Genomic DNA, 13,844 nt, shown 5'->3' on the forward strand with positions numbered 1-13,844 from the left:
CTAGTCTCGCCCCCACAAGGGTGAGACAAACACTGCCGTCGGTTCCTCATATAGTCCTAAGCCCTACATAGCTTTCGCCGCCCATCCGTTCGGCGTCAAGCCAGTTCCTGACAATCTGCTGGTAGGAAGCAGGCGCGGGAGCGACGTGCCCGTCCCCCATAAACTCTTCCTTAAACTGGATACCATGGGTCGATGATGATCGGCCCACTAAATCTTTCAGTGGCAAAAAGTGCTCTGTGAAGTGGTGATCATCTCCTGTGTTCTGCAAAACCAACCCACGAACATCGAATTCGATCTCCTGAAACCGTGTCAACACGCTCCAACGTTTAAGTTCGTCGACACTGAATTCTTCAATAGCTGTTTTGCCGAATACTGCCCAGGCTGCTTGGTCAGCTAGCAGCGGGGTGTAGCGTTCGATATCCGTTTGGCCATTTATTGAGATGAATGATGCGCCTCTAAGGTGACTCGCGACTTGCATTGCGCTAAAGCCTCCCCCAGAGTTCCCCACGATAGTTACTCGTTCGACCCCGTAACGCCTTGCGAGACTGTCAACCATCTGTGCAATTACCCGGTGCAAGTCAAGGTCCTCGTGCCCTATATACCAAGACAGAATCATGCGACTATCTAGATCTAATGTCGGATCCGAAAAGAATGCGACCGGACCTTGCGCAACGTAAGAGAGAGAACGGACTCGCTCGTAGCGTGGCATCGAGTGCCGAGTTCTATCGGTCGCACCATGAAGGTAGACAAGTAGTGTGTCACCGGATTTGGGACGAACCAACGCTGAAGGCACCACTTGGCCACAATCCACACTCCAGACAAAATCGTCCTGAGGAGGCTCTCCATCGGCTAATTCAGGAGACCGCGTTGAAATGATTGGCGTCCTGTAGAAAGTTTGCTCCTCGCCCTCGCCCCACGACACTAGATTGGTCCTTTTCCGTGCGGTCACCGCAGCGTGGCTCGGTAAATCTGAAATGTCCACCCCCGCTAGATCGACCATCGCTGCACCGAGAGCATGATCGCGTAGACCTGTCACTCGGTGTTCTTCACAAAACGAATCAAGGTATTTGATGAGACGCTGACGATTTTCCACGCTTGGATCTTTCCAAGCCTTTTCCTTGACTTCCTCTATTACGCTTCGTGTTCGAAGCCGTTGCGCAAGCGCCTCGGAGTCGGAGATTTCGCCTTGTGCAAGCCTTCGTTCAGCTTCCTCGATGGATTGTTCAACCGAACTCGTGGGATCAGCGAGAATGGATCCCTCGGTAGAATTGACCAACCGTTCCGAGACACCCTTGTCAGTATGATCGAGTACAATCCAATGCCCCGGAGCTGGTTTTCGAGTAATTGAGAACTCTGTGGCGTCGACCACATCCGCTATCGCCGTAATGATTCGAGAGGACTGGCCAGTAAATGATGCGCTTAATCGTCGAGCCGCAATTCCTCCGCTACCGTCTTTAATCTCCTGTAGCTCTAAGTCGGAATCGATGGTTCCAAAAATGCAGATGCAAAGAGTTCGACTGCCGTAGGTGCAAAAAGCCCTATCCCCGCGAAGAGTGACTTCAACTTCTGGGTGAATAATCCAATGCACGTAACCGGAGATCTCTGACGACGCTCGGATCGTATCTTTCACCACTACATAATGGTTGCTCTTGACAAAAACTAGGTCCCGGTTCCACTGAGCTGGCAGATACGTTTTCGGGGCTACAACTACCTCATCCATGAGAGCGTCTGAACTCGAACGGATGATTTGGCTCCTCGCGTTGTCTCGGAAGCGCCTTTGCTCTACCTCAACAATTGAGTGATGCGCCGCTGCACCAAATTCATCTCCTGGCAAATCGATAATCCAGGGAATCCCCTGACTGTGGAAGGTAACTCGTCCGCTGTCTTGATGTGCCCCGCGTCCTCTCGCAGGCCCCGTCCACATAGTCCAATGCGTTTCTTCGCTGAGATCCCGCTCTGTTTCCCCCCACCCACTGCGGCTAGAGGAAATCCCGCCTTCTTCCGCAATCAGCCCAAATGCGGGCGGGCTTCCAAAACGTCCATTGGTCCGAAGGTAGCGAACCCCGCCGGACATCGTGTCCCAAAAGTTCTCGAGCGGCAGCGAGCTACCTAAGGATGTTGGAGCTCCGCTAGGAGAAATCAGATGAGACCAAAATTCCGTGGACGCGAAGCTTTTCGAGATCGGTCCAAGATCGAACCCCAGCGTTTCCAGACGATCGATCCAAGGTTTCCAAGTGTCTTTTGCGATTGACATCTCCTTAAGATCTGTTCCGTAAAGCCCTCCTGAAGGTCTGATAAATGCGCTTATGGCGGCACGTAACGGCCCCTCGATGTCGGTCGAAAAGTCTTCTCGACCCGCATTCAGCAAGATCAGGGAATCTACCGCCGCTCTGAAAGATTGGGGCGTTGGAGCTTCCTCGAGTCGCCGAGCAAGAACGACAGAATGGTTCTTTATCATTACCGGGTCGAGCGCTGCTACAAGTTCGCCGCCGAGTGCCAAGGCTTGCACTCGTTGCGCCAAAACGGGGAACGCCCAGAGTCTGGACGCTGACCTATCTTGGTTTTGGTTTAACCTCCACCATTCGTTAGCGAGCCTCTGCCATAACCCGCCGAACTCGTGCTTATCCGCACGTACCAACTGATCTAGCCATCTCAAGCTGTGGAGAGCGAGATAGAAAGACTCGGTCTCATATTTCGGGGCCGTCAAACTTTCTGGGCCTATACTTAGTTCAACGCCGCCGAGAGGCAGGGTTCCATCAGCTATCTGAAGGGCCCGACGTCGGTCAGATGCTCTCGGTTCGAATAGTCCAGTTCGAAGTGACGAAAATAATTCTGCTTCCCTTTGAGCATCCACGCTTAAAGAACTCCTCTCTCGGTATTAAGCTGCGCGACATGCCGATAGATTTGGTCGATCCAGATGGCGCGATTCATCCATGATTCGTGTACTGGGGTCGCTTCTTCGTTGCGGACGAGCTCTTCAAACTTGACCAACGAGTCGGCGTTGAGGAACTTTTTCCAATGGTGGGACTCTTCCCAAACACCCCAAAAGCCGTCGGGGTCCGTTTGATAAGTGCAGGTTCCCTGCCGCATCAGACGTTTCGAATCGTCCCCCGAGGCTTTGTAAGTTTCGACTTCTGCCCATTGTGGGATTGCTCGGCGGACAATCTCCTTCGGCACGGCTTTTGAAACCTTGTCCTCAGGCGTCACGCTAAAAGCCAAGCGCACAAAGGCAGGCGCTGCAAGGAGGACCGCCGAGGTGGAACCTAAAGCTTGGTTACCCCACCTTCTTAGCTTTTCAGTTAGGTACAGGAAATCGAGACGTTCAAGCCCCACAACGCCCAAATCGTCAGCTTTCCGCCCAGCGAAACTAAAGGCCTCATCAATGGCTCTGTGGGCTGACTCGGTAAGTTGGGCGACCCCAAATGACCGCCTAGCCGCAAGCATGGGATCGGATTCTTCGCGTAATTTCTCAATCTGGCCTGGTCGAGAATAGTAGTACCCATGTACAATCTCACCTCCCACCCCGCCGATCTGGATCACCGACCGTCCAGAGGGTATGGCGACGTTACGCTTCATATTCCCCGGAGCGGCGTCTCCATCCCACATAGCAAAAGACCTTTGTAGTCGCTCTTCCAAAGGCATCGTGATCTCGGCGGGATTTGGCAGGGTAACGGTATGCCGAATTTCCGAGCTATCCTCCCCTCCGCGCTCTTCCAAGTAGATCCTCATCAGCTCAGAGGCAATCTCCGACTCTCGGGGCAGGGCTCCCATAGTCACGACGTTGGCGCGTTGTACTGCAGATAGCCAAACTCCCGCAGTCATTCGTGAGTCTCTTCCTCCGCTCAGGAAGACGGTCGGCACCCGATCAACGAGACGCGCAATGTTCCTAGAAACCAGCTGCAATTGTTCTAGGGTTTCAGCGTAACCTGTTTCTTCGTCGACAGGTTCAAACATCCCAGTAAAACCATCATAGCGGTTCTCGTGAATGGCCCCGGCGGAGTCGATCGAGAAAACCTGGGCTTCAGAAAACCGTGTAATTCCGGAGATGGGCGAATCGTTGTTCATGAAGAACCCCGCGCCAGCGAATTTCGCTACAGCACTTTCGTTAACCGAAATCCGTCCTTGGATGAATTCTGTTAGCGCACCAATGTGGTTTGACGCAGCGAAAAAATCGTCCGTTTGGATATAGTAACAGCGACCGAATCCCAAGATATCGGCCCACACTTTTACGTCGCCGTTGGCTGAGACGGCATACCCGAAATAATTAGGTTGAAGCTCCTGGAAGCGATCCTGATCAACGATCTGCTTCACCAGCGTCCAATAGTTAGAGGCCTCGATTGTCGCCGAGTTTGGAATCGGTGGTTGAGAGAATGCGATCGCAACATCGTCATCGGCGAAAACTGGATCTTCGGACCAAGTACCTGAGATCCGATTAGCGTTGTATGCCCTAATCCTGCCGTTCTGGTAGTGCCACGAATCTGGGGACTTGAACACATTCTCCACTCGAGTGATTGCACGGGCAAACTTTGAATCAATCGTTTCGAGCCCGTGGGCGGATAGTGCAACCGCGATGAGGTTAACGTTCATATTCATTTTGATACCAGAAGTCCCGCACGTGGTTTGATAAACCCGCCAAATACCATCGGTTTCGACCTGCGAACTGGGATCGAGGGCCGGGAGCGACACTCTGCGATACGATCTCGAAAGCACACTTTCTAATTGGAGGTCGGGATGAACAAACCCATGATTAGGATTCAACTGGCTGCCGCCAGTCTAAGCTGGCTTGTGGGGTGGGCTGCCCTGCTCAAAGACGGGTTTACATCTGGTCAAACGGTCGTCACCGTCGCTGGAATCGCCGTCGCGTTGTCGCCCATTCCAGTGGCTTGGGCTGTAATCGATACCGTTCGTAGGAGAGACAAAGCTAAAGATGAGCTTGTAGAAAAACTTCGCAAAGAAGTGCGGTCGAAGTGCGATACGGAGACCGTAGAGCTACAAGTTAAGCCTTTAAAGTCGGCCATTGCGGACGTCAAAAACACCCACAAGTTGGAAAATTCTCAGATCAGCAACGAGCTTATGAAACTTCAGCGGCGCGTTGATGAAGACGAGGTCGCACTGGAACAAATACAGGGATCACTAGAGCAGTCTCATGCCCGCGTCGACCAGATCCAGACGAGTACGAAGCGATTTCAGTCACAGGTAGATCAGACGCACAGTCAGCACAAGATATTGAAAAGCCAGGCTACCCAGACCCAAAGGCTAACTGAGAAAGCTTACCAGACCCTCGATAAACTCGTCGCTTCCCTACACGCGGTTGAAGGCGATCTCCGGTCCGCGAGCCTCAGGATCCTTAAGCTTGCTTCTCGCCAAGGGATCAACGTGGGCCAGGGCTTAACAAAAGAGGAGCTCGGAGAGCTTCTCCTCCATTCCCTCAAAGCCGATGACGCACTGGCAAAAGGGCTTCTCACACGCGAAATTGAAAGCGCACCGAGTGATCTATCGCTGACTGAGCTCCGCCAACTCATGAAGGGTCTTCGCCATAGCGGATACCTCTCCGAGTCTAGTAAGGTCATGGGGTGGATCGCAGAGAGGTCAGGAAAGACTAGCGACACTGAACGCGCCGCGATTATGAAGAGCGAAGCCTCCCTTTTCGAAGGTGCGTACATGCCGCAAGTTGAGCTCCCAATTTATCGACCGTACCCAGAGTCCAAAGTGGTCGTTCACCTTGTTGGAAAGAGTCTGCCCGAAACTCAAACCGGCTACACTCTGCGCACCCACTACACCGCTCGCGCAATAGCGAAGCTCGGGGTTGAGCCCGTCATAGCTGTTCAAGCCGGCGGCGATGGCATCGAATACAGCTCAATCCAATCTGACTTTGTCGACGATATTCAATACTGCACGCTCGCTGGTCCGGTCCGGAACACCGTGCCTTGGGATCAATGGGTGGAGCAGAATATCGTCAGCTTCGCAGAGCTTGTTTGCAGTCTGCGTCCCGCTGTAATCCACGCTCATTCTGACTTCTTCAACGCGTTGATTGCGCAATATGTGGGTGACCGGTACGGGATCCCCGTGGTCAATGAAACACGAGGCTTCTGGGAGGAAAGCTGGCTCTCGCGAACGATGGACGCACAGGGCGAGGCGGGGTTCCGTGAATTGGTTGAAGCCTTGGGGTTACCGATTGCATACACGGGTCGCCGCGCCTTAGAAGCTAAGCTGCGCAGCGAAGCAGAAACAGTCATCACTCTCGCTCAGGTTATGGCTGAACATATTGAAAAAACTGCCGACGAGTACGGTCTTCAGCGTCCGCGTGTCAAAATTGTTCCGAACGCAGTTGAAAGCCGTTCCTTCCCGGTCGTCGGTAAAGATCGTGATTTGCTGATCAACCTCGGCCTCCCTGAGCATTCAACGATTGTTGGGTATATATCCTCCATCGTTGAGTACGAAGGAATCGATACCCTAATTCGCGGGTTCTACGAACTTCTCTGCGCGTTCAAGGCTTTTGAAGATCTTTGCGACGCCTGCGGCTTGTCGCTGAACGACTTCCAGAATGAATCGGAGGCCTCACTCGACGCAATAGGGGCCGGTCATGATCGTGTTCTTTCGGGTTGGCACTCATTCGACCAGGAAGTGTTTGCGGAAACAGCTGCGCGGCTGGAGGCACATCTACGCGATATATTCCCCGAGTTCTACCAAGAGAGCGGATTTGCTGCGGACCTACTGAACGACGTTGTAGAACTAGCCAACATCCCCGGCTCTGCTGTTACGTCCGAACTCCGCCTCGTGATCGTTGGTGACGGAGCCGAGCTCGAGAACCTCCGAGGTTTAGCTGTTGAACTTGGAATCGATGAATATGTAGTTTTCACCGGCCGCGTTCCACACGAAGAGATCCTACGCTTCTACGGATTAATCGACGTCTTTGTCGTACCTCGGAAATCTTCCGACGTAACCGAATTGGTCACTCCGTTAAAACCTTTCGAAGCCATGTCGACGGGTCGCGCCTGTGTATTCTCTAATGTCCGCGCTCTCAAAGAGATAGCTGACGAGGCTGGCTGTGTGGAAGTATTCCAAGCCGATGATCATCACAGCCTCGCAAAGACACTTCTGCCCATGGTGTCTGATCCTGACACCATCAGATCAATGGGTAGCCAGAGCGCGCGCTGGGTTCGTGATGCTCGATCTTGGGACCTCAACGCAATTTCGTACGTTGAAGCCTACCAAGAGCTCGGAATGCAAACTGACCTTCCTGAATATGCGTCTCTCTTCCGCGACATGACTACTCAGGGCCGCCACCCGAGACTCATGCTCGAACTGCTTGAGAACGCACCATGCCCCAAACCAACAGGTTGGTTCACTACCACAAAGTTGGCAGCGAGTGCCGAGGAGATTATTTCCGAAGGCTGGAAAATGGCTAAGCGTCCTCGAATTCTGTTTGAGCCAGGTTTTGACTGGATGGCCCCGGGCAAGGCAGATCGGACATGGGGATTCCGACTGCATCGGTGGGAAATGGTTGACCCTGTCCTCGAAGAGTTCTACCGAACTCGGAACCGAGACCTTTTGGAGTGGCTCCTTAATTTCTCCTTAGACTGGTCGAGATTTGATGCACAAGCGGATGAGCAAGAATCAATGGCTTGGTACGACATGGCAATGAGTCTCCGTATGCCGCGTCTCGCACGGATCATGATCTACGCTGCGCAATCTGGGTATACCAACGAGGTTACTTTGCTTCTTCCCACGGCAGTTAAACATATCCGGGAGATTCTCAAAACAAGCGCCTTCAACGCCAACAATAATCACGGCTTCTTCAATGCAAGTGCCTGTTTAGATTGGGCAAAGTTACTGCCATCATTCCCCAATGCCGATAAGCTCTCAGATGTTGGCCACCGGCGTCTGTCAAGTATTGTCGATAGCCAGTTTGCTAGCGATGGCGGCCATCTGGAGCACTCCCCCGCTTATCAATTGATGCTCCTGTCTGGTTTCGAGGGTGCAATTTCGGATGAGCTCATCAGCGATGCAGCGCTCGTTCAAAAGATTGATCGAGCGTCATATGCACTCGGATGGATGATTCAACCGGATGGTCACCTAGTTCAATTCGGTGACACAGATCAAATCGACGTCACAGTCGAAGAAGTGGGGCTCAGCGATCCTCACGCCCGATTTATAGAAACAGACGGGGCAGAGGGGCAACCGGATACCGCCCAGATGATGATCCTCCCCGAATCTGGCTATGCCTTTGTTCGCAGCCCGCAGCCGGACAGAGTAGAGCAGCGCCGTAACAGTAGCTATTTAGCATTCCAAGCTGGCTTCCATTCACGTGCGCACAAACACGCAGACGACCTAACATTTACGTGGTTCGATAAGGGTCGTGAAATCCTCGTCGATTCAGGCAAATATGGCTATTTTGATCTATTGTCGAAGGATGCCCCAGCGCGCTTGGATGGCTTTTACTATGGTTCCCCCGAACGACAGTATGTGGAATCCACCCGCGCACACAACACTGTTGCGATTAAAGGATTAGACATCGAGCGCCGTAATCGCGAACCTTTTGGTTCCGCGTTAGAGACGTGCTTTGAAGACAACGGTACCTTCATCCTCTCGGGTCGCGTTATCCACGACAACCTAGAGCACTGGCGTCGCATTGAACTATCTCCCGGACGATCCCTCCGCGTGCACGATTTAATACACACTACAGAGGAAAACCAAACTGTTGTCTCTTGGTTTAATATCGATGGTTCTGCGCTGCTCCAAATTGAGCAAGAATCGCTACTATTCCACTTTCCCAATGAGAAGTGGTTTCTCGAAGTTGCAAGCAACGCTCGTCTGGTTGAACCGGTCAGGGGACAACATAACCCCCTTCGGGGATGGCGGTCTCGAGAGGAAGGGTCCTTGGAACCAACCTGGAATTTCGGGTTTGAATGCGACACAAGCTCCCAAGTTCATATCGTCACTCAATTCACGATCCACGACACCGAGGGAATGTCCATCTCAGCCAGTGAGTCCGTCCCCAAATAGTGTTCGGTTGCCTCCGATCTGATATAGGCGGTCCAGTTCGGCTTGGGGACTAGCACCTAAGCCGAGAGAAGGACCACTCCGTACCTTCGACTCCAAGCGATTGGCGAGGTGATTACAAAAAGTGATTGCTGACTTTAAGACTTGGAGTTGTCATGATCATTTTGTGGAAACTTCCGTACGAAACTCAAACCTCGGCTGGTTGTAACCGCTGCGAGTTTCTTCGATAACCGCAGCGGCTGATTCTTCATCTCGCTTCGAGATGCATTGAGTCCATCGCTGGTACTCGTCCGCAACTTCTTCAGATGCTCCATCTGCAATCAGGTCTCCGTTGTGGATCCAGAGTATGCGACTGCACATGTCCTTCATCGTGGTTGGCGCATGCGAAACCAGAAAAATCGTCCCGGCCGTTACTAGGTATTCGCTCATCCGCTGCTGTGCCCGCGACTTAAAGGCGATATCACCAGTCGCCAGGGCTTCGTCGACAAGCAGAATGTCGCGGTCGACAGCAGTGGCGATTGCGAATTTAAGTCGAGCGTTCATCCCCGAAGAGTACGTCCGCATAGGCCTATCGACGGCACTGCCAATGCCAGCGAAATCGCAGATGTCTTCTTCCAGCTCTGGAATAGCTGCTGGGAGTGTCCCCTGCGCGAGCAACCCAAGCCTGATATTCTGCCGGCCTGTTAAGTCTGGGCGCAGCGCGGCTGAGACGCTCAGCAATGTAGGTTGCGCTGAAACTAGAATACGGCCGTTAGTGGGCTGTTCGGCTCCGGCAATAAGACGCATAAGTGTGGATTTTCCGGAACCATTGCGTCCCAACACGCCCACGGATTCTCCCTTCGAAACCGCGAACGAGATTCCTTTAAGCGCCTCAACATCTAGATTGCTGGAACCCTGCCAAAAACGCCGATCAGATGCCTTATATATTTTGGAAACTCTATCGACTACAACAGCCGGCTCATCGCACCTGCGCATAACGCCCCTCTGCTAACCAGAAATATGTGAACCCCGCAATGGCAACGGTGACTGACCAAACAGCCATGTACACCCATTCGTCAGTAGCTGGAAGCGAGTGGTACATCACTGCCCCGCGCACAGCGTCCAGGAATCGGTAGGCGGGATTCAGCTGCATCGCATCCTGAATGAATTGCGAGTTATCGAATTTCTCTGGGAGGAAAAAGACACCGGAAATATAAAACCACGCTCGACCGATCACGGGAATGAGCGACTTTACGTCCGGAACGATGGCCGTAAGACGAGCAGTTATTAACGTGAGCCCTAAACCGAAAACGTGAACAAGAAGAAATAGCGGTACTACAGCAAGAATCTCCCACCCCGGCCAGTTGCCCCATTGCGCGCAAAGCGCAAGAACAATTGCGACCATTACCGGAGCGAGACTCGTTAGCACATTTTTCGTCCACGCACCGAAAACGATAGCGGCCCTTGGAAAGTTAAAGCTTGATATCAGTGGTTTCGAGGCCTTCATCAGTCCTGATCCGCTCGTCAAAGACTGCTGTAGAATACGGAAAAATGTCGTTCCGAGAATTACGTATCCCACAAAGTTCTCAATACCACGGGACGTGTTCAGAATGACGCCAAACATAAACCCGTACATCGCGGCAAACAACAACGGTTCCAAGATGATCCAGAGCCGACCCAGGAATTTGTCTTGGTGTAGACCAAAGGCCCTGTGGTGAGCATCTTGATAAATGAAGAATCGATGGCCCCAAAGACGCTTCAAATAGGACCCTAGCGCCTCTCGTTCGGACTGTTCTCGTAACCCGGCTCGGTTAATCACAATAAAACTGTCAGTCCGAGTCTCATGAGCTTCGTCCAGCGGAAACAATGATTGCTCATTCGCATCAGCACTCATCCACCAATTCTCCTTTTCCCGCGCCGAAGGTCGGATCAATTGTAGATGCGCGTCCGAGTATCTAAAAATGATTCGAAGTGTAGGGCGACCCCGCACAAAACGAACGATAAATTTCGTCGATTGTCGCCGCTGCGCTGTCCCAAGTGCGATTACGCAGCCATTCATTCATAGCGTTCTCACTCTCGGGCTGGTTCTCGTCGGCCAGAGCCGCGACAATTGCTTCTGCAAGTGCCTCCGCATCCTCTGGAGGAAAATAGTTCGCGAATCCACCAGTGACTTCTCTTAAGGCCGGAAGATCCGAGGCTATAACTGGGATCCCTAACGCCATTGCAGTGAGCGGTTTAATGGGGGTTACATTGCGCGTGACGTCGCTGTTCACACGAGGAAGTACAAAAACGTCTAGGGCAGCATACCACTTCCAAATATCTGCCTGCGGTTTCCTGCCAACAAAGTGCACTCGCCCAGCGAGATCGTTTCGCTGCGCAAATTTTTCCAGATCGGGGCGCGCTTGGCCGTCGCCGACGACTATCACTGAGATTCCACTGGGCAGATACTCCAAGGCCTCTATGAGAGTGTGCAGCCCTTCATAACTCACCACGGAGGTCACGGTTCCGACCAATGGGCCTTTCAAGCCGCCCAAACCGAGGTCATTTCTAATACTGGCAACATCAAACCGCTTGTCAAGGATTGATGCATCGATGGAGTTTGGGACAACAAAAGTCTTGTCTGGATCGGCGCCATTGCTGACCAAGCGATTCTTGGACACCTCGCTGAGACCAATCACAGCGTTAGCTTTACTTATCGCATCATTCTCAGCTTCCCTCATCCGTCGATATTGCTCAGACCTTTGCGCGAACTCACGATGGTCACTCGGCCGTTTTGAGAGCCACGTGTTTTCCAATTCGCCTCGGACCTCGTACACCCAAGGCAGACCGAATCGCTCCGCGACGGTGCTGACCACATTCGCGTTGTGGAAATCAGTAGTGGTGTGCAATACCGAAGGCTTCAGTTCTCGGACCAAGTTACTAAGGAGGTCAACTGATTGCTCGAACTTCGCGCTCTCGTCGCTACTGACTACCCACGGCAGGAGATGGTGGTAAGTAACCGACTCTACCGTGGTTTGATCTGATCCCGGCCATTTGCCCACAATAACCGGGTAGTTGAGACGCGTACACGCATCCACATCCACGCCTTTCCGCCTCAACGCAACCAGCAAGCGCTGGGTACGAACTGTATATCCGCTGTTGGTATACGGCAGACAGTTATTGACCACGTAAAGAGCGCGTGTCGGCTGTGCGGGCTGCACACGGGGTACAACTCTGTAACGAGGTTGGTCATATCCGGCTTCGATTCGGTCGATTCTTCGAACTAGCGCTTGATCGCCCTGGTCTGCTGCGAACTGTCGAGCCGCGGCGAGATGACCATCGTCAAGCAATCTGTGGCCCTCGTGAGTTGTGTGCGAAACGACCGTAATCGCAACATCCAGAGCCTTTTCAACTACCTCTTTGCCGACGGGCACATTCAACCGCGCCCATTCTCTAAACTTGCGCAAAAAGTCGGAGGCATTGGTCGACACATGACGATACACCGCTGAAACAGTGAGAGTCACCAAACGAAGGCTGTGTTTGATTGTCATCCGATCCCTCGTGCAACCTCGATCAACTCCAAGAAACGCTTAGGCACAACTTCCTCGCGTTGAGTCCTCACCCACTGGGTTCCAACGCTTGAAACGGCTAGCCGAGACCGATCGCGCGCGATTGCGACCCAGAGTTGAGCCAAGAGCTCAGGCGATTCGGGGGGCACTGTATCTCCAGCACCCATGTCTTGAATGAGAACGGCAGCTTCTCCGCTGACTACGCCAGTGATGTGGATCCCCTGCGCCATCAACTCGTAGGTCTTTGATGGAATTGTTCTCTCGAGCGGTTCCCAGTCAGTCAAATGAACAAGCGCTGAATCGGCCCACCCGTAGAACTCGCTAAGATCGGCCGCAGGCTTCGTCTCATAGAACTGCACAGGGATATCTTCTTGGAGCGCGAGTTTCTCCAACCGATCGCGGGCATCCCCCGCACCCACAACGCGCAGTTGGACGTCTACCCCCAAGCTCCGTGCAATCCGAACCGCCCGGAGAGCATTGCCTAGGTTCTGCGCTCGCCCAGCAGTTCCAGCGTAAAGCACCCGCAGGGCGTTCCCTCTTTCCGCGTTGTCCCTGCGCCTTTGAGCGTAGGTCTGCGCTGGGAACACGTTGCGGATAACCGCAACATTATTTGAGGCTTTCCGAAGTCTCGGATCGCTGAGGATTTCATCCTTCATGCCACGGGTAGTCACCATGACGCCTGCCGCATAACGCAAAGAGTGGTTGATCGACCAAGCAGTGACGGCTTTAGTCAACTGAAGCGGACCCAGTAACGCGAGTTTCGCCCTCAGAGATTTCGTCCCTGTCGCGCTATTCCAGTGTTCCGAGTTCCTCAGCAAGTCTGGCCAAGCATCACGCAGATCAATGATGTACGGCGCCCGTAAAAGTAAAGCCGCTACCCGTGTGACAAATGCTGTAGGCAAAGCAGGAACGGTACCGATAACTAGGTCGAAATTATCGCAGCGAGGTGAAACCATTCGCAACACTTGTCTCAGTTGGCCGCCAGCGCCCACAGCTTGCGAGGCGATCTTCGACGTCAGAGTTTTCCTTGCAGGAGCAAAGCCCGAGCGGACTATGGTTTCACCGCTCGGTCCTGTCTGCGTCTTCCCAACATAATGCCGGTTGAGAGAGATGACGGTAGGTCGATCGATTTCCTCGTTGTAACTGGGCGGAGGTGCGATGACAGTGACTTCGTGCCCCTCTTGAGCGAGAATCTGCGTCAACCACTGCCACCGCCGTTGAGGGACACCATTTTCTGGAAACCAATACTGGGTGACAATGAGGATTTTCACTGTCACCACTCCATTTCCATGAAAAATCGTTACATCTAACGCA

Annotated in this window: 7 protein-coding genes; 1 reads left to right on the forward strand and 6 read right to left on the reverse strand. The window is 52.9% G+C overall.

Going from position 1 to position 13,844, the window contains the following annotated elements:
- Positions 1 to 46: 46 nt before the first annotated feature.
- Positions 47 to 2,368, reverse strand: coding sequence for an alpha/beta fold hydrolase (locus V6D40_RS06180; RefSeq protein ID WP_334289491.1), 2,322 nt, complete (start codon positions 2,366 to 2,368; stop codon positions 47 to 49).
- Positions 2,369 to 2,856: 488 nt separating this feature from the next.
- Positions 2,857 to 4,587, reverse strand: coding sequence for a hypothetical protein (locus V6D40_RS06185; protein ID WP_334289492.1), 1,731 nt, complete (start codon positions 4,585 to 4,587; stop codon positions 2,857 to 2,859).
- Between the two features lie 144 nt (positions 4,588 to 4,731).
- On the opposite strand from V6D40_RS06185, the gene V6D40_RS06190 reads away from it, so the two are divergent.
- Positions 4,732 to 9,006, forward strand: a complete 4,275-nt coding sequence (locus V6D40_RS06190; RefSeq protein ID WP_334289493.1) for a heparinase II/III domain-containing protein — start codon at positions 4,732 to 4,734, stop codon at positions 9,004 to 9,006.
- A gap of 156 nt (positions 9,007 to 9,162) precedes the next feature.
- On the opposite strand, the gene V6D40_RS06195 is transcribed toward V6D40_RS06190, so the two are convergent.
- The 4 genes from V6D40_RS06195 to V6D40_RS06210 form a co-directional block, all read right to left on the reverse strand.
- Positions 9,163 to 9,978 (reverse strand): ABC transporter ATP-binding protein, encoded by an 816-nt coding sequence (locus tag V6D40_RS06195; RefSeq protein ID WP_334289494.1) that lies wholly within the window; start codon positions 9,976 to 9,978, stop codon positions 9,163 to 9,165.
- The gene (locus V6D40_RS06200) at positions 9,962 to 10,876 is read right to left on the reverse strand and encodes an ABC transporter permease (RefSeq protein ID WP_334289495.1); all 915 of its coding nucleotides are present in this window, start codon (positions 10,874 to 10,876) and stop codon (positions 9,962 to 9,964) included. Before V6D40_RS06200 ends, V6D40_RS06195 begins: the two co-directional genes overlap by 17 nt.
- A 61-nt stretch (positions 10,877 to 10,937) precedes the next feature.
- The gene (locus V6D40_RS06205; protein WP_334289496.1) at positions 10,938 to 12,512 is read right to left on the reverse strand and encodes a glycosyltransferase family 4 protein; all 1,575 of its coding nucleotides are present in this window, start codon (positions 12,510 to 12,512) and stop codon (positions 10,938 to 10,940) included.
- Positions 12,509 to 13,801 carry a glycosyltransferase family 4 protein gene (locus tag V6D40_RS06210; protein WP_334289497.1) on the reverse strand — a complete coding sequence of 431 codons (1,293 nt, stop codon included), beginning with the start codon at positions 13,799 to 13,801 and terminating at the stop codon, positions 12,509 to 12,511. The genes V6D40_RS06205 and V6D40_RS06210 overlap by 4 nt, the downstream gene beginning before the upstream one ends.
- Positions 13,802 to 13,844: the final 43 nt, after the last annotated feature.

Origin of the sequence: Corynebacterium sp. Marseille-Q4381 (assembly GCF_036881695.1) — a bacterium.
Lineage (GTDB): Bacteria > Actinomycetota > Actinomycetes > Mycobacteriales > Mycobacteriaceae > Corynebacterium.

Coding starts and splice junctions, on each gene's coding strand:
- V6D40_RS06185 (WP_334289492.1), bottom strand. CDS start 4,587: ATGAACGTTAACCTCATCGCGGTTGCACTATCCGCCCACGGGCTCGAA.
- V6D40_RS06190 (WP_334289493.1), top strand. CDS start 4,732: ATGAACAAACCCATGATTAGGATTCAACTGGCTGCCGCCAGTCTAAGC.
- V6D40_RS06195 (WP_334289494.1), bottom strand. CDS start 9,978: ATGCGCAGGTGCGATGAGCCGGCTGTTGTAGTCGATAGAGTTTCCAAA.
- V6D40_RS06200 (WP_334289495.1), bottom strand. CDS start 10,876: ATGAGTGCTGATGCGAATGAGCAATCATTGTTTCCGCTGGACGAAGCT.
- V6D40_RS06205 (WP_334289496.1), bottom strand. CDS start 12,512: ATGACAATCAAACACAGCCTTCGTTTGGTGACTCTCACTGTTTCAGCG.